Genomic DNA, 18,853 nt, shown 5'->3' with positions numbered 1-18,853 from the left:
CGCCGGTCATGCCCGGCCGATCGCCGCGCCGATCGTCCGTAGCCCGTCGACGTCGTGCACGTCGGCGGGCTGCGCCCTGACCGACACCGCCGGCACCGCCGGGAACGCCTCGGTGAACCGGGCGGCGACCTGCTGCTCGCGTACCGCCTGACGTGCCAGCGCCGCGTGCGCCCGCAGCACGTCGGCGGTGGCCTCATGCCCACCCAGCTCAGTCAGCCGCTCGGCGGCGACCCCGCTCTGCTCGGCGTCCAGCTCCGGCACCGTCAGTCGGTGCACCCGGTTGAGCACCAGGCCGGCCAGCGGCATCCGCTCGTCCCGCAAACGGCCAGCGAAGTAGGCGGCCTCCCGGACCGCGTCCGGCTCCGGTGCCGCGACCAGCAGGAAGGCCGTCTCTCGCGCCTGGAGGATCCGGTACGTCTGCTCGGCCCGCTGCCGGAAACCGCCGAACATCGAATCCAGCGCGGCCACGAAGCCCGACAGGTCGGTGAGCAGCTGCGCGCCAAGCACCTTCTGCACCACCTTCGAGAACATCCCGAACGAGGCCGTGACCAGGCTGAACATGCTCCGCCCGCCGCTGCGCGCCGGGGCCAGCAGCAGTCGCAGCATCCGGCCGTCGAGGAAACGGGAGAGCCGGGCGGGCGCGTCCAGAAAATCCAGTGCCGAGCGGGACGGTGGCGTGTCCACCACGATCAGGTCCCATTCGCCCCGGGCGTGCAACTGGCCCAGCTTCTCCATCGCCATGTATTCCTGCGTGCCGGCGAACGTCGAACTCATGGCCTGGTAGAACGGGTTCGCGAAGATCTCTGCGGCCTTCGCCGGGTCGGTGTGCTGGAGCACCACGTCGTCGAAGGTGCGCTTCATGTCCAGCATCATGGCGTGCAGCTCGCCGCCGCTGTTCTCGACGTCGATCCCCTTGACCTGGCGGGGTGTGTTGTCCAGCTCGGTCAGGCCCAGCGACTGGGCCAACCGGCGGGCCGGGTCGATGGTGAGCACCACCGTCCGCCGGCCGTGGTGCTCGGCGGCCCGCAGCGCCAGCGCCGCGGCCGTGGTCGTCTTTCCCACCCCGCCGGCTCCGCAGCACACGACGATCCGCACGCCCGGGTCGGCGAGGATCTGGTCGACGTCCAGCTGCGGCGCCGCGTCTTCGGAAGGCACCAATCGAGCGTATCGGGCCGCGTGGGTCCGTGCGCCCGTGCTGAGCTCAGGTGTGAGTCAATCGGCGCGGACGAGGGCCTGGGTCAGTGTCGCGAGCCCTGCCTGGTCCACCCCGTCGGGCAGCAACGGCAGCTCGATCATCGGCAGCCCCAACTCCACCAGGTCGGCGCGGAGCGAATCCTCCAGTTTGCGCCGGATGAGCTGGTCACGCGCCTCGTTGTGCAAGCCGGCCACGGTGTCCCGATCGGCCGGCAGCCCGGCGGCGACCAGCCCGCGCTTCAGCTCTGCGGCGGTGACCGCCCGGCCGGCCGGCAGCGGGGGGCGGGTGCCGTTGACGATCACCTTTCCGATGCCGAAGCCGAGCGAGGTCAGGTCGGCGATCGCGTCCACCGTCTCCTGTACCGGCATCTCCTCCAGCAGCGTGACCACGTGCACCGCGGTCATCGGAGAGCGCAACAGCGCGGCGACCCCATCGCTCTGGGTCTTGATCGGGCCGACCTTGGCCAGCCGGGCCGTCTCCGCCGTCACGTTGAGGAACCGACCGATCCGCCCGGTCGGTGGGGCGTCCAGCACCACCGCGTCGTACGCGCGCCGCTGCCCGGAGGTGCGGGTGGTGGCCTCCTTCACCTTGCCGGTCAGCAGCACGTCCCGCAGGCCTGGCGCGATGGTGGTGGCGAAGTCGATGGCACCGAGCTTGCGCAGTGCCCGGCCCGCCGCGCCCAGCTTGTAGAACATGTCGAGGTATTCGAGCAGCGCTTCCTCGGCGTCCACCGCGAGGGCGCGCACCTCACCGCCGTTCGGCGCGTCGGCGAGGTGTCGCTCCTCGTAGGGCAGCGGGTCGATGCCGAAGAGCTGGGCGATGCCCTGCCGCCCCTCGACCTCGACCAGCAGGGTGCGCCGGCCACCGGCGGCGAGCGCGAGGGCCAGTGCCGCCGCCACGCTGGTCTTGCCGGTGCCGCCCTTGCCGGTCACCACGTGAAGGCGGGTGGACCATCCGGTACCGGCCGGCTCGATCGACCGCTCAGCTGCACACACCCATCGAGCCTATCCAGGACCGGCGGTCACGCGACCTCGCAGACCCACCAACCCGTTTTCTGCACCACCGTGAAGCGCAGGTCCTGGTCGGCCACCTTCTCGTCCGAGGTGGTCATGGTGAGCCGGGTCGAGACGGTGGCCCGTTCCCCGGTCTGGTTGTCCACCTTCGGGGTGGTCCACCGGAAGCGCGGGTTCTGGTACGTGGAGGCGTACTTCTGCACCTCGGCCACCTTCGCGGCGATCTTCTCGTCGTCGCGGGAGGCGGCGCAGACGCGACTGGCCGCCTTGGTCACGTCGCGATCCTTGTAGACCGCGGTGAGGAACTCGTCGACGGCGACCGCCGGCTCCTTGGCGCCCTCACCGGTCTCCGCATTGCGCAAAGTCAGGAACGCCACCACACCGCCGCCCACGCAGAGCACCATGATCACGACCAGTGCGATCGCCGCGATCAGCAGGCCGCGCTTCTTCTTCGGCTCGGCCGTGCCCTGGTAGGGCGGGTATCCGGGTGGGGCTGGCGGGATCGCCGAGGGGGCCGGGGTGCCCGGCTGCGCCGGTGCCCCGGCAGACAAGGAGCCGCCCGGCCCTTCCGGCTGCCCGGCACCGCCAGCGCCACCGCCGGGCTGTCCGGGGAAGGCCGGCTGTCCGGGACCGGCGGGCTGTCCGGGGAAGGCCTGCTGGGTGGGGACGGGCTGCTGGGTGGGACCGGCTGGTTGAGCGGGACCCTCCGGCTGGGTGGGGAGCGCCGGTTGGGCGGGGGATGCGGGGAGAGCGAGCTGCCCGGTCGGCGCGGCGGGGGCGGCCTGGCCAGGGACGGCCTGAGCGCCGGGCTGACCGGCGGAATCCGGGTGAGCCGGCCGGTGGGCGGAGCTGCCAGCCAGGTCGCCGCTGGGCGGTTGGGTCATCGTCTTTCCCCCGGGGGTGCGGCGCCCGCCGCCACCCCTGGCGCCGAGCGTGATCGAGCGGGCGGCCGGGCGCGGCGCGACCGTCCGACCGGAAGGGTAGCGGTGAAAGACCGGTTCGGTGTCGCCCCTGCCGTGCCGCCGGTCCGTCGATTCGGTCGGCGGTACCTCCGTTGGACCCGGCGTCGGGCCTCCCACCTGCGATGTGTCGCATATGTGACTGTTGCTGACCGTTGTGCGCGTCCTGTTGGCGGGACTGCGACCACGGACCTACCTTCGTCCCGGTGCGGGGGCCGGAACGGACGAATGGGTTCGGACCGGAAGCATGATCCGAGAGGTACGACCGGAGGCAGTGCATGCGCGACGCGGACAATATCCCTCGCACCCAGTTCCCGACCAACGAGCGGCCGCGCCGGCCCGGGTCGCTGGTCGAGGCCGGCGGGCAGGTCGGCGGTCAGCCGATCAACGAACGGTCGTACCGCCGGATGCCGGAGCAGGCGGAAATGGCTCGGGCACCGGGCAGCCCCGCCGAGCGGGCCCGCGACGACGACGAGCCCGGCTTCGTGATCCACCTGCCGATCCGGGTGCCGAATCTGGCGGCGGCGACCGTGCTGGCCGGCCGGGTCGCGGTGTCCCTGGGCTTCCTGCCCGAGCTGGATGCCGGCGAGACCACCGTGTCGAACGCCGACGATCAGAACAACCGGCACCGGGTCTTCTGTGATCTGCTGCTGCCCGACCGGTCCCGCTGCCCCCAGGGGTACGAGCACGACGGGCTCTGCGGGGAGCTGCCGGCCACGCCGGAGCAGCGTCCCGCGCCTCGCCCGGCCAGCGGACCGTAGGCTGTCCCTCGAACAATTCCGTACCGAGAGGGAGCCCTTCAGCGATGCAGAAGTGGGAATACTCCACGGTCCCGCTGCTGGTCCACGCGACCAAGCAGATCCTGGACAACTGGGGCGAGGACGGGTGGGAGCTCGTCGCCGTGGTCCCCGGACCCAACCCGGACCAGCTGGTCGCCTACCTGAAGCGACCCAAGGCGTGAGCAACGGTCCGCACGCGAAGCTCGCTGAGCTGGGCCTCGAACTGCCCGAGGTCGTGCCGCCGGTGGCCAGCTATGTGCCGGCCGTGCAGTCCGGGCAGCACGTGTACGTCTCCGGCCAGCTGCCGATCGCCGAGGGTAAGTTGCTCGCGACCGGCAAGGTCGGCGCAGGGATCTCCGCCGATCAGGCGAAGGATCTGGCCCAGCGGTGCGCGCTCAACGCGCTGGCCGTGGTCGACTCGCTGGTCGGCTTGGAGAACGTGGTCAAGGTGGTCAAGGTGACCGGTTTCGTGGCCTCCGCGCCCGGCTTCACCGGTCAGCCCATGGTGATCAACGGCGCCTCTGACCTTTTCGGCACCGTCTTCGGCGAGGCCGGCCGCCACGCCCGTAGCGCCGTAGGGGTGGCCGAGCTGCCCCTCGACGCCCCGGTGGAGATCGAACTGATCGTCGAGGTCGCCTGACCCGTCGCCACCCCCCGCGATCTTGCACATCCGGCCCGGAGGAAAGCCCTGAACGGGGACGAATCAGGGGCCGAAGGTGCAAGATCGCGGGGGGTGGCGGGCGGGGTCGTACGATCGCAGCCATGAGTGGGCACGTGACGGCGCCGGCGGCGGCGCTCGCCGACGAGCTGCCGACCTGGGTGACACTGCTGCGTGCGCCGAACCCGGGGCCGATGACCCTCGACGGCACCAACACCTGGGTGCTGCGCGCCCCGGCAGCCGAGTACGGCGTCGCGGTCGACCCCGGGCCGGCGGACGAGGGGCACCTGACCCGGGTCGCCGAGCACGGCCCCATCGGGCTGATCCTGATCACCCACGGCCACCCCGACCACACCGAGGGCTCCGCGCGGCTGAGTGAGCTGCTCGGCGGCGTGCACGTCCTCGCCGTCGACCCGACGCACACCATCGGTGGTGCGCCGTTGACCGAGCCGGGCGAGGACTTCGGCGGCTTCGGCCTGGAGATCCGTCTGCTGGACACGCCAGGGCACACCGCCGACTCGGTCTGTTTCCTGGTCGAGCACGGCGACGAGCGGGTGGTGCTCACCGGTGACACCATCCTCGGCCGGGGCACCACCGTGGTCGCCCACCCGGACGGGCACCTCGGTGACTACCTGACCAGCCTGGAGTTGCTGTCCGCGTACCGGGGAATCCCAGCGTTGCCCGGACACGGCCCGGCGCTGGCCGACTGCGCTGCCGCCGCCGACTTCTACCTCGCCCACCGCCGGGCCCGGCTCGACCAGGTCCGGGCGGCGGTCGCGGCCGGCGCCCGGACGCCCGCCGACGTGGTGGCGGCGGTCTACGCGGACGTGGACCGGTCGCTCTGGTGGGCAGCCGAATGGTCGGTCCGTGCCCAGTTGGAGTATCTGGGTGTCGGCACCGGGGAATCCGCGCCCGGGGTCAGTGGGTTGGAGCACATGTGACCTGCCCAGTGTGTGGAACCGTCGCCGTTCCCGGCGCGCGGTTCTGTCACAACTGCGGTGCCGCGCTGCCGGCCGCCGCCACGTTGCCGGCGGCCGAGCGCCGCGTGGTCACCGTGCTCTTCGGTGACCTCTCCGAGTTCACCTCCTGGTCCGAGGATCTCGACCCGGAACGCGTCGGCGCGGTCACCGACCGGGTGCTCGCCGCGCTCGCCGGCGCGGTGAAGACCTTCGGCGGGCACGTCGACAAGCTGACCGGTGACGGGATCATGGCGGTCTTCGGTGCCCCGGTGGCGCACGAGGACGACGCCGAACGCGCGGTCCGGGCCGCTCTGTCCATGCAGCGGGCCGTCCGCCGGGTGCTCGACGACGAGCGGGGCGGCGGGGCTCCACTCGGGCTGCGGGTCGGTCTGAACACCGGCGACGTCATCGCGGGCATCCAGGCCGCTATCGAATACACGGTCATCGGCGACACGGTGAACACCGCCGCCCGGCTGGCCGACGCCGCCGCGGTCGGCGCGGTCTACGCCGGCGGGCGCACCGCCGCCGCCACTCGGCACGTGTCCTCCTGGCGGGCGCTGCGCCCACTGCGGCTCAAGGGCAAGCGGGAGCCGGTCGAGGCGTACGAGCTGCTGGGTCTGCTGGACGCGCCGGGAACCCGCTCGGGGCTCGGCGACGAGGCGCCGTACGTGGGCCGGGAGACGGAAATCGGCCGGGTCGCCGGCCGGCTCGCCGAGGTGATCGACCAGGGTGACCCACGGGTGCTGCTGATGACCGCCGAGGCAGGCATCGGCAAGTCCCGGTACGCCGCCGAGGTCGAGCGTCTCGCCGCCGGGTACGACGTGGGCGCTGGCCGGTACGCGGCGCACACGGGCGCCCGGGTGCTCTCGGTGCGCTGCGCCGCGTTCGGTGAGCGGCGCCGGCTCGCGCCCCTGGCCGATCTGGTGCGTGCCGCCGTCGGCCTGCCCAGTGACGCCTCCACCGCGCTGACCCGGCCGGCGGTGGAGGAGCGGCTGCGGCGGCTCGGGCAGCGGCTCGCCCGCTCCGCCGGTGAGACCGCGCCGATCGCCACCGAGCAACTGCTCGCCCTGCTCGGCTACGCCGAACTCCCGGTGCACGGTGGCACCGACACCGGCGAGTGGGGCGGGTCGGGCACCCCGGCCGCGGATGCCGAGGCGGTGCCGAACGCGGTCGCCGACCTGCTCAGCGGGCTCGCCTCGGAGGCGCCGCTGGTGATCGTGGTGGACGACCTGCACGACGCCACCGCCGAGACGATCAACGCCCTCGGACTGACCTTGTCCAGGCTCACCGGCCCGGTGCTGGTGTTGTTGCTCGGCCGCCCCGAGCTGGTGCGTACCGCCGGTGCGTTGACCCGGGTCTCGGACGCCGAGGTGCACTCCCTGCCGCCGCTGCGCGGCGCCGATGCGGCGCGGCTGCTCACGAGCTATCTCGGCGGCGGCAAGTTGCCGCAGCCCGACACGGACCGACTGCTCGCCACCGCTCAGGGCAACCCCTTCTATCTGGCCGAGCTGGTCACCCTGCTGATCGAGCGCGGAGCGCTCACCACGGAATCAGCGCGCGGTGCCCGCGCCGCCGTGGAACGGCCCGGCTCCGGCGAGCGGGACCAGAGCGCGTCGGCCAGCTGGCGGTTGGTACCCGGCTCGCTGGGCAGCCGGCTGCTCTCCCGGGACCTCGCCGCCGTACTCGCCGCCCGGATCGACGCGCTGCCGCCGGATGCCCGTTCGGTGCTGCGCGACGCTGCGGTGATCGGCGACACCGTGCCGACCGGTGCGCTGGAGGCGATGCGTGAGCAGCGCGCCGGCCGCGATGGCCGGCCATCGGCCGTGGTCGCCGTGGAGCTCGACCGGGCTGTCGAGGAGCTGCTGCAACGTCGAATGCTGCACCGCTCCCGTGCCGGCTACTCGTTCGCGACCCCGCTGATGCGGGAGGCCGCGTACGCCGGGGTGAGCAAGGCGGAGCTGGCCGAGCGGCACGCCACGCTGGCCCGCTGGGCGGCGCCGGTGGACGAGACCGTGACCAAACTGCCGGGCGGGTTCACCGACGACGCCCGGGACGACTTCGTGGCGACGCACGTCGAGCGAGCTGCCACGCTCGCCGACGCGGTGAAGCTGCGCCCGGACGCGCCCGCCCGGGCGGTGGTCCCGCTCGGCGTCGCCGCGCTGGGTCGGGCCGCCCGCCGGGCACTGTCCGCCGGTGAGCCGGTGCTGGCCGTCGAGTACGCCGAGCGGGCCACCGAGTTGGCCCGCGACGGGGTGCCGGCGGCCGATCGGGTGGTGCACGCACGGGCGCTGCTCCAGGTCGGCCGCGTCGTCGACGCGCTGGCGTACGCCGAGAAGATCGCCGCGAACGCGGGGGACGAGATCACCCGGGTCAACGCCCTGCTGCTGGCCGGGCAGGCCCAGGAGACCCTCGGTGATCAGGGCCGGGCGGTGACCGCCTGGCAGGAGGCGTTGCAGGTGGCCACGGAGGGTCAGCTGCCCATCCAGCGCGCCACAGCGATGCGCCGGCTCGGCATGGCCGACTTCGTGGCCGGGCGGCTGAGTCAGGCGAGCAGCCGGTTGGCCGCCGCGTACCAGGTCAGCCTCGGCGCGCAGGACCGGCGGGGGCAGGCCTGGTCCCTGCAGAATCTGGCCTGGGTGACCACCACCCGGGGTGACTTCGCCGGCACCGACGCGGTGCTCGGACGGGCCGCCCGGCTCTTCGCCGAGCTGAAGGACCCGTACGGGCGGGCCTGGCTGCGCGGCACCACGGCGTTCGCCCGGCTGCTCGCCGGTCGACTGCGTGAGGCGTGTCGGATGGCGCAGGTGTTCCTGCCGTTCGGCGAGCGGGTCGGTGAGGCGTGGGCGGTGGGCACACTGCGCGCGGTGGCGGCGTTCGCGACCGCCGAGCTGGGTGACCTGGCCGAGGCGGACCGGGAGGCCCGGCGGGCGTACCGGGAGTTCGCCGCCGCCTCCGACGACTGGGGGCGCGGGTTCGCGCTCGTGGTCCGGGCCGTGGTGGCACGTGGACTGGGCGAGCCGGAGCACGCGGCCGACCTGCTCACCGACGCCCTGGCGTACGCCGAGCGCACCTCGCACCCGCTGCTCACCGGGATGGCCGGCACCCTGCGCGGCTTTGTCGCGATGGACATGGGCGACTGCGAGACGGCCGAGCGGGTCGCCCGCATGGTGCTGACCGCCGTGGAGCCGCACAACCCGCAGGCCCCGGCGCAGGTGGCACCCCAGGTGCTGCTGGCGACGGCCCGCCTGGCCGCCGGCGACTCGGCGACCGCGGTCGGGCTGCTCGCCCCGGTGGCCACGGCCGCCGCGAACGCACCCTCGCTGCTCTTCTCCCGTCGCCAGACGATGGCCCAGTACGCGTCGGCTCTGCTTGCTCACGGCCAGCGGGAGCAGGCGTTGGACTGGGCCCGGCGGGCCGTCACCGCGCCAGCCGAGGACGTGCGCAGCCAGGTGATCGCGGCCAGCGTGCTGGCCGAGGCACTGGCCGCCTGCGGTCGCCCGACGGAGGCCCTGTCCTGCGCGGATGAGGCGGTCCGCCTGGCGTACGCGACCGAGCAGCGCAGCGAACGCGCCGCAGCCGACGCCCTTCGCGCCCGCCTGACCGCCTGACCACCTCCGCCAGGCACGGGCCTGTGGTGACCGAAAAACGTGGCCCAGGCGGTGGGGTGCGCAGGTTTGTCGGTTCTGGGGATGTGGTGGTCGGGGTGAGCGGCTAGCGTGTCACCACCGCGTGCTGGTCCGTAGTGGTGACCATCGCCGTGCCCGGGGAGGCCTTTCATGAAGCTGCCGCGATCCATCGCGGGCTGGACCATCGCGGTCTTCGGCGTGTTGGCGCTGGTGATGGGCGCGGTCGGGCTGCTCTGGCCCGAGGCACAGCTGCGCATGCTCGGGCTCGAGGTGCCGGCGACCCGTGCCGTCGGTGATCACACCGGCACGTTCCTGCTGGCGTCCTCGATGGCGGCGTTCAACATGGGCGTCTACTACCTGCTCGCCACGGTCACCGAGTGGCGGGCGTTCTACCGGTTCACGGTGGTCTTCCGGTTGGTCACGTTCAGCGTGTTCACCATCGCGGTGCTGGCCGACATCGCGCCCGACCGGTTCTTCGGTGTGGCGGCCTGGGAAGGGCTGGGGGCCGTGGCCACCGCCGTCGGCCTGCGCCTGGACGCCCGCAGGGGCGCGCCGGCCGGCGAAGTCGCAACGTCCGAGGGTGCCGGGGCGGCCGTGGTCGCCGAGGAGGGTACCGGTCCGGCCGGTGCCGCTCCTGCCGATGCGGTGCGTTGAGCCGCCGGCCGGGTTGGGTATTTTCGAGCGGTGACCGACACCCCGTCCGGCGGCCTGCCAGTGCCGATCGTGCCCGGTCTGACTGATTTGCGGGTTTTTGCCCGAGGTGGCTACGCGACTGTCTACCAGGCCACCCAGATCTCCGTGGGTCGTGAGGTCGCCGTCAAGGTAGAGAACCGGACGCTTGACAGCGAGCGGGATCAGGCCCGTTTCCTGCGCGAGGCGCGGGCGGCCGGCCGGATGTCGTCGCACCCACACGTGGTGGACCTTTTCGACGTCGGGGTCACCGTCGACCAGCACCCCTACCTGATCATGGAACTCTGCGACGGCTCGTACGCCGAACGGATGCGCACCTCACCGCTGGGCCCGGTGGAGGCCCGTGACCTCGGCCTCAAGATCGCTGACGCGCTGGCCCACTCGCACGCGGCCGGGGTGCTGCACCGAGACGTGAAGCCGGCCAACATCCTCCACTCGCACTTCAACTCAGCGGTGCTCGCCGACTTCGGCCTGGCCGTGCTCGCGGAGCACCGGGACGCCTCGGTCACCCTGGAGGTGCTCACCCCGGCGTACGCGCCGCCGGAGATGTTCAGCCACAGCCCGCCGTCGCCGGCCGTCGACGTGTACGCGCTCTGCGCCACCCTCTACGCGGTGATGCACGGCCGGCCGCCCCGCTGGCAGTCCGAGCGCAACCCCAGCCTGGTCACCGTTCTGGAGATGTTCAACCAGCCGCTCCCCGCCCTGCCCGGCGTACCGGACGAGATGATCGACGTGCTGCGCGCCGGCATGGCCAACGACCCGGCCGAGCGTCCCTCCGCCCTCGAACTGCACGACCTGCTCGCCAACCTGCCATTCGGCTCGCCGTCGACGCCGGTCAGCGGTGCCCCGGTCAGCGGTGGCGCAGGCCTCTCCGGCCCGTACGCGCCCAGCCAGCCGGCGCCCCGTCCGCCCATTGAGGACACCCAGCCGACGGTCTTCGGTAGCCGGCGTTGGCGGCGGTGGTTCCTCGGCGGTGTCGCGGTGCTCGCGCTCGCCGCCTCCGCCTCCGCCGGGGCCTGGGTCGCCGACCGGGCGCCACCGCCCGCCCCGAACCCGTCGGTCACCCAGGTCGCCGCACCGGCGACCGGGCCGCTGCCCGGCTGCGCAACCGGCACCGGTGCGCCCACCGCCCTGCCCGAGGGTGCCCGGTGCCTGCCCGAGCTGGAATGCTTCGGCCCGATGCGGATCCGCGGCAGCCGCGCCGAGGCGGCTCGGCTGTCCTGCGCTGGCCGGCATACCTGGGAGACGTACGCCGAGGGCATCCTGCCGGTGTCGCTGGTCGGCGCTGACTACGACGACGTGATCGCCGATCAGCAGGTGCGGCAGGTGTGCAGCGCCACGACGTTCCGGTTGACCACCGGGATCGCCGAGCCGACCGGCTGGCACCTGGAGGTCCTACCGCCGGTCGACGGCAGCATCGACCGGGCCTACCGGTGCCTGGCCGGGCGGGGTGTCGACGCGCTCACCGCGCCCACCCTCACCGGCCGCTGAGCCCGGTCGACCCGCGCCGCCGGTCACGCACCGCACGCAACGCGTCCCGGCTGTCCAGGGCGTCGAGGGTGTCCGCGTCGATCCCGTACGGCATCAACTCGGGCGGCCCGACGATCGCCGACCAGTCCACCGGCTCCGGGTCGTTGCCCTGCCTGGCGGCGGACACGGACACGCCGGCCACCATGGTCAGCAGGACGCAGAGCAACGCGAGGACCACGCCGAGAAGATCCTGGCGGCGCCAGACGACCAGCGTGACCAGCAGCGCAAGGGCTGCAAGCACCGCGACCACCGCTACCGTCCGCGCATTGGGCCTGGACAATCGACTCACCCCTCTAGCATGTCGTCGCGGGGCCCGCTGTCAACCGCGGAGCCGCCCGGTATGCCGATCGACGCCGCCGGCCGGACCTGCCGACCTGACCGATCGGCGCGCACACGGAGTGGACTGGAACCGCTACTCTCGGTGTCCCGCAGGCCGGTTCCGTCAGCGAGGTCGCCCATGCACACACGCACTGCCCAGTCCCGGCTCCGCTCGGTCGCGACGACGCTGGCGGTCGCCCTGACCCTCACCCTGGCCGCCGCCGCCGGCTGTGACAGCCGGCAGCAGCCGGACCTGCCCTCCGTGCAGGAAAAGCTGCGCGAAACGCACATCTACGGCCAGTCGAAGCTGCGCATCGGCGTCGCCACCAACGAGCCGCTGATGGGCGAGCTGCGCAACGGCCAGCACGTCGGCTTCGACGTCGAGATCGGCCGGTACGTCGCCGCCTCACTCGGTTACGAAGGTGCGCAGCGGCTCGAGTTCGTCTCAGTCTCCACAGAGGACCGCATCCCGGCCCTGCAGGGCGGCACGGTCGACCTGGTGGTGTCCAGCTTCTCCATGACCGAGGAGCGCAAGAAGCTGGTCAGCTTCGCCGGGCCGTACTTTGTCACCACGCAGGAGGTGCTGGTGCCGGCCCGGCTCAAGGACCGGATTCGCACCATCGAGGACCTCCGCGACCCGGCCTACAAGGTCTGCACCAGCGGCGGCTCCACGACCGAGGCCGAGCTGGAGAAGCACCAGGTCAAGACGTTTGTGGTGAAGGACGTCGGTGACTGCGTCGACGGCATCCGGAAGGGCCGGTACGACGCGGTCAGCAGCGACGAGACGATCCTCGCCGGCTTCCTGGCCAGCTTCCCCAAGGAGTTCGAGATGGTGGACATGCCGTTCGGCACCAGCGAGCTGCTGGGCATCGGCGTCCCGATCGGCGACCCCGCGCTGCGCGACCTGGTCGCGTTCTTCCTGCAGAAGAGCTACCAGCAGGGCCGGGACGAGCAGGCGAGCCCCTGGCAGACCGCGTACAACCGGACGCTCGGCCCGTGGCTGCGGGCCGAGAAACGCCAGCCGCAACCGCTGGAGGTGCCGAAGCTGGTCGACTTCGACGACAAGGTGCCCACGAAGTGAGCACGTTGCCGACCGCCACCGGCGGCGACGGCACGGTCCCGCCGCCCCGCACACCCGTGCCGGGTGACGCCGCCGCCCCGCCGACAATCGACGGTACGGAGGCAGCGTCGCAGAATGCCGCGCCGTCGGCCGCTGGCGCGGTGGACGGCGTCGGTTGGCCGGCCGGCGTGCCGGTCGCCGAACCCGCCGCGCCGGTCGTCGCCGACGTCGAGCCCGGGCGGGTCCGATGGGACCCGGCGGAGCGGCGTGCCCGCGCCAGCCAGTCGTTCTGGACGGCCGTGGTGGGCGTACCAGCGATCTTTTCGGTGCTCCGCCTCGGGGTGGAGGCGGGAGGCGAACTCCAGACCACGCTGCTGCTGGTGGCGAACGTCGGGCCGGTCAACCTGCTCGCCGGCTTCCTCACCACGGCGGCCCGGCTGCTCTCGACCGGCATGGTCGCCGTCTTCGCGCTCGGCGCGGTGCTGGCCGTCAGCGCGGACCGACTCCCGCCCGGCACCCGTCGCCGTCCGCTCTTCGCCCGTTGGGCCGACATCACCCCGGCCTGGGTGGTGCTCGCCAGCTTCCTACTCGCCCTGATCACCTGGCCGCTGCTCTACCTTCCGCTGCTGCTGCCGGCGTTCGTGGCCGCGTTCCAGCTGCGCCCCGAGCGGCTGCACGAGGGGCGCCTGCCACGCCTGCTGCTGGTCGTCGCGCTGCTCGCCGGGTACGGCTGGCTGCTGCTGCCCACGCTGCGCGACGCCAGGGAGCAGGGCGAATGGTTGGTGCTGGCTCTCGTCGTGGTGCCTCCGGTGCTGGCCGTGTTCATCGCCGGGCCGCTGCCCGGCATGGTGATCCGACCGCTGGCGTCGGTGACCGAGGTGGCGGTGCTGGCCATGCTGGTCTGGGCGGCGCTGCCGGTGATCAGCACGCCGGTGCTTCCGCTGACCGTCACCACGGTGGGCGCGGAGAACGGCCCCACCGAGGACGTACGCGGGCACGTGGTGACCACCGACGACGTCAACATGGTGATCCTCCAGGAGCGGGGTGGTGTGCGGTACGTGCCGGTCGACCTGGTCCGCGCGCAGGTGCTCTGCCCGAGCGAGGAGGAGTTGCCCCGGCACCGGCTGCGCATCCACGACTTCCACGTCGAGGACTCGTTGCTGGAGGGGATGGGCCGTCGCGTCCGACCGGTGCACCGGATCGACGCCGCCTGCCGCACCCCCGGCTGAATGCCGACGGCACCGCCGGCGCAGCCCGGCGGCCGAGGGTTCAGTACGACTTGTCCTGGCCAAGGACGTGTTGGGCCACGAAGTTGAGGATCATTTCTCGACTGACCGGGGCGATCCGGCCGGCCCGGACCGCGCCGAGCAGGGTCGCGACCCCGTACTCGGTGGTCATGCCGGCCCCGCCGAGCACCTGAACAGCGGTGTCGACGGCGAGCGCGGCGGCTTCCCCGGCCGCGTACTTGGCCATGTTGCCGGTCACACCGGCCTCCAGGTCGCGGCCGGCGTCGTACAGGGTTGCCGCCTTCTGGATCATGAGGCGGGCCAGCTCGACCTGCACCGCCGCGTGTGCCAGCGGATGCGACACCCCCTGGTGGGAGCCGATGCTCCGGCCGCCCCAGACCTTGCGGGTGGCGGTGTACTCGCTGGCCCGCTCGATGGCGTACCGGCCGGTGCCGGCGCCCATCGCGGCCACCGTGATCCGCTCCGGGTTGAGCCCGGCGAAGAGCGCCGGCAGCCCGGCGTCCAGCGACTCACCGACCAGCGCGTCGGCGGGCACCCGCACGTCGTCGAGGTAGAGCAGGAACTGGTTCTCCGGGGACACGATCTCCATGTCCAGCTTGGACCGGGTCAGCCCGGGGGTGTCGGTCGGCACGAGAAACAACGCCGGCTTGAGTTTTCCGGTCCCCGCGTCCTCGGTACGGGCCACCACCAGCACGTGGTCGGCCTCGTCGACCCCGGAGATGTAGCACTTGCGGCCGTTGAGCAGCCAGCCGTCGCCGTCACGGCGGGCCACCGTGCCGAGCCGGTGGAAGTTGGAACCGGCCTCCGGCTCGGTGATGGCGAAGACGATTTTCTGGGAGCCGTCGGCGAGGCCGGGCAGGTGCCGCTTGCGCTGCTCCTCGGTGCCGTGTCGGGTGAGCACGGTGGCCGCGATCGCGGGCGAGACCACCAGCAGCAGCAGGGGGCAACCGGCCGCCGCCAACTCCTCGCAGACGATGGCCAGCTCGGTGATGCCGCCGCCTCCGCCGCCGTACTCGGTGGGGATGTTGACCCCGAGGTAGCCGAGCCGTCCGGCCTCGGCCCAGAGCTCGGTGGTGTGTTCGCCGGCCTTCGCCTTCTCGACGAAGTAGCCGTGGCCGTAGCGACGGCCCAACGCCCGCACGGCGTCGCGCAGCTGATCCTGCTCGGGGGTGAGGTCGAAGGTCATCGAAGGTTCTCCTCTTCAGTTGTCGATGACGGCCAGCACGGCGCCGGTGCGCACCTGACCGCCGGCCGGCACCGGCAGCTCGGCGACCACGCCGTCGGTCGGGGCGAGCACGGGATGTTCCAGCTTCATCGCTTCCAGGGTGAGCAGCGGATCGCCGGCCGCGACCCGTTGGCCGACCTGGACATGCACCCGGGTCACCGCGCCGGGCAGCGGCGCGAGCAGCGACCCGGCGGCCACCTCCGCGGTGGGCAGCGGGAGACGCGGCAGCTCGGCCAGGCTCGCCGCCCCGTCCGGCCCGTCCACGAAGACCGCCGACCCCACCCGGTGTACGCGGTACGCGCGCCGCACGCCGTCGACGTCGAGCACGACCCGATCCGGAGCCGCCTCGACCAGCGCCACGGCCGACCCTTCGGCACCCGCCGTCGCCGCGTCACCGGTCGACGTCGCCGACCACTCGGCGAGCCCGCCCGCACGGTCCAGCCGGTAGTGGACCTCGATCTCGCCGTCCGGCCCGGTGAAGCGGGTGACCTGCGGGACGGCGGGCACGTTGCGCCAGCCCGACGGCAGCCCGGCGAGCACCCGGGACCCGGCCCGGCGGCCGGCGGCCGAGGCGAGCGCGGCGGCCAGCGCGGCCAGCGGGAGCTTCGCCGCCGGCAGCAGCGGGGCGAAGACCTCGGGATGCCGGTCCAGGAAGCCCGTGTCGATCTCCACGGCGGCGAACGCGGGGCTGCGCAGGACCCGGACCAGCAGGTCCCGATTGGTGGTCACCCCGTGCAGTTGGGCCCGGGCCAGCGCGGTGGACAGCAGCCGGGTCGCCTCCCCGCGGGTGCGACCCCAGGCGACCAGCTTCGCCAGCATCGAGTCGTAGTGCACCCCGACCACCGAGCCGGCCACCACGCCCGAATCGAGCCGTAGACCCGGCCCGGCCAGCCCGCCGAACTCAGCCGCCACTCCGGAGACCGCGAACCGGTGCAGGGTGCCGGTGGCCGGCCGCCAACCCGCCGCGGCGTCCTCGGCGCAGAGGCGTACCTCGATCGCATGCCCGGTGCTGGCCGGCAGGGTCGCCGGCAGTGGCTCACCCTCGGCGACGAGCAGTTGCAACCCCACCAGGTCCAGCCCGGTGCACAGCTCGGTGACCGGGTGCTCCACCTGGAGCCGGGTGTTCATCTCCAGGAAGAAGAACTCACCGCCCGGGGCGAGCAGGAACTCCACCGTGCCCGCGCCCAGGTAGTCGACCGCGCGCCCGGCGGCCACCGCCGCCTCGTGCAACGCCGTCCGCACCCGCTCCGGCACGACCGCCGGCGCCTCCTCGACGATCTTCTGGTGCCGGCGCTGGATCGAGCACTCCCGGTCACCGAGGGCCACCACCCGGCCGTGGGCGTCGCCGAAGATCTGCACCTCGACGTGCCGGCCGCGCTCGACGTACCGCTCAATGAAGACCGTGCCGTCGCCGAACGCGGCAGCCGCCTCGCGGCGCGCGGAGGCGACGGCCTCGGCCAGCGCGGCGGCGTCCCGGACGATGCGCATCCCGCGACCCCCGCCACCGGCGGACGCCTTCACCAGCACCGGAAAGTCGGTGATCTCGTCGGTGTCGGACCAGCTCGGCAACATCGGCACACCCGCCTCGGCGAGCAGCGCCTTCGCGGCGAGCTTGTCGCCCATCGCGGCGATCACCCTGGCCGGTGGCCCGACCCAGGTCAGCCCGGCGTCGGTCACCGCCGCCGCGAACTCGGCGTTCTCGGCGAGGAACCCGTACCCCGGGTGGACGGCGTCCGCGCCGCCGCGCCGGGCCGCGTCCAGGATCAGATCGACCCGCAGGTACGTCTCGGCCGGCGTGGCCCCCGGCAGCCGGACCGCCTGGTCGGCCTCGGCGACGAACGGCGCGTCGGCGTCCGTGTCCGAGTACACGGCGACCGTCTCCACACCGAGCGCCCGGCAGCTCGCGAAGACCCGGCGGGCGATCTCCCCCCGGTTGGCGACGAGAAGTCGAGTAATCAAGAGACCAGCCCCCTACATCCGGAAGACGCCGAAACCGTCGGCGCCCTTCACCGGTCCGTTGTGGATCGCCGAGAGGCAGAGCCCGAGGACCGTACGCGTGTCCCGGGGGTCGATCACCCCGTCGTCGTAGAGCCGGCCGGAGAGGAAGAGTGCGCCCGACTGCGACTCGATCTGCTGCTCGACCATCAAACGCATCGCCGCATCGGACTCCTCGTCGTAGTCGCGCCCGCGAGCGGCGGCGGCCTGCCGGGCGACGATGGAGAGCACTCCGGCGAGCTGTGCCGGACCCATCACGGCCGACTTCGCGTTCGGCCAGGTGAACAGGAACCTCGGCTCGTACGCCCGACCACACATGCCGTAGTTGCCGGCCCCGTACGAGGCACCCAGGTTCACCGTCAGGTGTGGCACCGTCGAGTTGGACACCGCGTTGATCATCAAAGCGCCGTGTTTGATGATGCCGCGTTGCTCGTACTCGGTGCCGACCATGTAGCCGGTGGTGTTCTGCAGGAAAATCAACGGGGTGTCCGCGGCGTTCGCGAGTTGGATGAACTGAGCCGCCTTCTGCGCCTCCTCGCTGAACAGCACCCCGCGGGCATTGGCCAGCACGCCCACCTGGTACCCGTGCAGCTCGCCCCAGCCGGTGACCAGCGCGTCCCCGTACGCCGGCTTGAACTCGTCGAAGTCGCTGCCGTCCAGGATCCGGGCCAGCACCGCACGAGGGTCGAACGGCACCTTCAGATCCGCACTGGTGATGCCGAGCAACTCCTCCGGGTCATACTTCGGGGGTTGCGGCACGGCCGTACGCGGCGACGGGCCCTGCTTGCGCCAGTTCAACCGGCGTACGCACTGCCGGGCCAGCCGGATGGCGTCCCGCTCGTCCTCGGCCAGGTAGTCGGCGAGCCCGGACGTGGCCGCATGCATCGCCGCGCCACCCAGCGACTCGTCGTCGGTGACCTCGCCGGTCGCCATCTTCACGAGCGGCGGCCCGGCCAGGTAGACCTGCGACCGCTCCCGAATCATGATCACGTGGTCGGACATCCCCGGCACGTACGCGCCACCGGCCGTGGCGTTGCCGAAGACCACGCTGACCGTGGGGATGCCGGCCGCCGAGAGCCGGGTCAGGTCACGGAACACCCGACCACCCGGGATGAAGATGTCCGCCTGGGTGGGCAGGTCCGCCCCGGCCGACTCGACCAGGTTGACCATCGGCAGCCGGTTGGCCAGGGCGATCTCGCCGGCCCGTCGGGTCTTCGCCAGCGACCACGGGTTGACCGCGCCGCCGCGTACCGTCGGGTCGTTGGCGACGATCAGGCACTCCACGCCCTCGACCACCCCGATGCCGGTGACCACGCTGGCCCCGACCGGGAAGTCCGTGCCGTACGCGGCGACCGGCGACAACTCCAGGAACGGGCTGTCGGCGTCCACCAGCAGCTCGATCCGCTCCCGGGGGAGTAGCTTGCCGCGTGCGTGGTGTCGGGTCACGTACTTCTCGCCACCGCCGGTCCGAGCCTGGTCCAGCGCCGCGTCCAACTCGGCCAGTCGGTCCAGCAGAGCCGCCCGGTTCGCCAGGTACGCGGGTGCGGACGGGTCGACCGCGGTGTCCAGGGTGCTCACAGCCCCAATCCCTTCGCGATG

The 18,853-nt window shown here is 72.7% G+C and carries 16 protein-coding genes; 9 read left to right on the top strand and 7 right to left on the bottom strand.

The window, feature by feature from the left end; genetic code table 11:
- Positions 1–6 precede the first annotated feature (6 nt).
- The 3 genes from OG811_RS09195 to OG811_RS09185 are packed head-to-tail and all read right to left on the bottom strand — an operon-like array spanning position 7 to position 2,759.
- A complete protein-coding gene (locus OG811_RS09195) occupies positions 7–1,158 on the bottom strand; it encodes an ArsA family ATPase (RefSeq protein ID WP_406073404.1) in 1,152 nt (383 codons plus the stop codon).
- A 54-nt stretch (positions 1,159–1,212) separates the two neighbouring features.
- A complete protein-coding gene (locus tag OG811_RS09190) occupies positions 1,213–2,190 on the bottom strand; it encodes an ArsA-related P-loop ATPase (protein ID WP_406073402.1) in 978 nt (325 codons plus the stop codon).
- A 26-nt stretch (positions 2,191–2,216) separates the two neighbouring features.
- Positions 2,217–2,759, bottom strand: a complete 543-nt coding sequence (locus tag OG811_RS09185) for a hypothetical protein (protein ID WP_406075608.1) — start codon at positions 2,757–2,759, stop codon at positions 2,217–2,219.
- 686 nt (positions 2,760–3,445) lie between these two features.
- On the opposite strand from OG811_RS09185, the gene OG811_RS09180 reads away from it, so the two are divergent.
- The 7 genes from OG811_RS09180 to OG811_RS09150 all read left to right on the top strand — a co-directional run bounded on the left by OG811_RS09180 (position 3,446) and on the right by OG811_RS09150 (position 11,370).
- Positions 3,446–3,928 (top strand): hypothetical protein, encoded by a 483-nt coding sequence (locus OG811_RS09180; protein ID WP_406073400.1) that lies wholly within the window; start codon positions 3,446–3,448, stop codon positions 3,926–3,928.
- A gap of 44 nt (positions 3,929–3,972) precedes the next feature.
- Positions 3,973–4,128 (top strand): DUF4177 domain-containing protein, encoded by a 156-nt coding sequence (locus tag OG811_RS09175; protein ID WP_007466198.1) that lies wholly within the window; start codon positions 3,973–3,975, stop codon positions 4,126–4,128.
- Complete coding sequence (locus OG811_RS09170) at positions 4,125–4,586, top strand: RidA family protein (protein ID WP_406073399.1); 462 nt, start codon at positions 4,125–4,127, stop codon at positions 4,584–4,586. Before OG811_RS09175 ends, OG811_RS09170 begins: the two co-directional genes overlap by 4 nt.
- A gap of 122 nt (positions 4,587–4,708) precedes the next feature.
- Positions 4,709–5,545, top strand: coding sequence for an MBL fold metallo-hydrolase (locus OG811_RS09165; RefSeq protein ID WP_406073397.1), 837 nt, complete (start codon positions 4,709–4,711; stop codon positions 5,543–5,545).
- Entirely contained in the window at positions 5,542–9,171 is a 3,630-nt protein-coding gene (locus OG811_RS09160; RefSeq protein ID WP_406073396.1) for a tetratricopeptide repeat protein, read from the top strand. The genes OG811_RS09165 and OG811_RS09160 overlap by 4 nt, the downstream gene beginning before the upstream one ends.
- Before the next feature lie 168 nt (positions 9,172–9,339).
- Complete coding sequence (locus OG811_RS09155; protein ID WP_406073394.1) at positions 9,340–9,843, top strand: hypothetical protein; 504 nt, start codon at positions 9,340–9,342, stop codon at positions 9,841–9,843.
- 30 nt (positions 9,844–9,873) lie between these two features.
- Positions 9,874–11,370, top strand: coding sequence for a serine/threonine-protein kinase (locus OG811_RS09150; protein WP_406073392.1), 1,497 nt, complete (start codon positions 9,874–9,876; stop codon positions 11,368–11,370).
- On the opposite strand, the gene OG811_RS09145 is transcribed toward OG811_RS09150, so the two are convergent.
- The gene (locus OG811_RS09145; RefSeq protein WP_406073390.1) at positions 11,357–11,650 is read right to left on the bottom strand and encodes a hypothetical protein; all 294 of its coding nucleotides are present in this window, start codon (positions 11,648–11,650) and stop codon (positions 11,357–11,359) included. The genes OG811_RS09150 and OG811_RS09145 overlap by 14 nt on opposite strands.
- Positions 11,651–11,866: 216 nt before the next feature.
- On the opposite strand from OG811_RS09145, the gene OG811_RS09140 reads away from it, so the two are divergent.
- Together OG811_RS09140 and OG811_RS09135 are read left to right on the top strand one after the other, a co-directional pair.
- Complete coding sequence (locus OG811_RS09140) at positions 11,867–12,808, top strand: transporter substrate-binding domain-containing protein (RefSeq protein ID WP_406073388.1); 942 nt, start codon at positions 11,867–11,869, stop codon at positions 12,806–12,808.
- Positions 12,805–14,016, top strand: coding sequence for a hypothetical protein (locus OG811_RS09135; RefSeq protein WP_406073385.1), 1,212 nt, complete (start codon positions 12,805–12,807; stop codon positions 14,014–14,016). Before OG811_RS09140 ends, OG811_RS09135 begins: the two co-directional genes overlap by 4 nt.
- A 40-nt stretch (positions 14,017–14,056) precedes the next feature.
- On the opposite strand, the gene OG811_RS09130 is transcribed toward OG811_RS09135, so the two are convergent.
- From OG811_RS09130 to OG811_RS09120, 3 genes are read right to left on the bottom strand one after another with little or no spacing between them, the layout of a single operon-like run.
- Complete coding sequence (locus OG811_RS09130; RefSeq protein WP_406073383.1) at positions 14,057–15,220, bottom strand: acyl-CoA dehydrogenase family protein; 1,164 nt, start codon at positions 15,218–15,220, stop codon at positions 14,057–14,059.
- A gap of 15 nt (positions 15,221–15,235) precedes the next feature.
- Positions 15,236–17,218, bottom strand: a complete 1,983-nt coding sequence (locus OG811_RS09125; RefSeq protein WP_406073382.1) for a biotin carboxylase N-terminal domain-containing protein — start codon at positions 17,216–17,218, stop codon at positions 15,236–15,238.
- 12 nt (positions 17,219–17,230) lie between these two features.
- Positions 17,231–18,832 carry an acyl-CoA carboxylase subunit beta gene (locus tag OG811_RS09120; RefSeq protein WP_406073380.1) on the bottom strand — a complete coding sequence of 534 codons (1,602 nt, stop codon included), beginning with the start codon at positions 18,830–18,832 and terminating at the stop codon, positions 17,231–17,233.
- Positions 18,833–18,853 lie beyond the last annotated feature (21 nt).

Origin of the sequence: Micromonospora sp. NBC_01638 (assembly GCF_045209745.1) — a bacterium.
Taxonomy (GTDB): domain Bacteria; phylum Actinomycetota; class Actinomycetes; order Mycobacteriales; family Micromonosporaceae; genus Micromonospora.
Note: the sequence above shows the minus strand (reverse complement) of the source record. Positions and strands in the feature narration are given on the sequence as shown.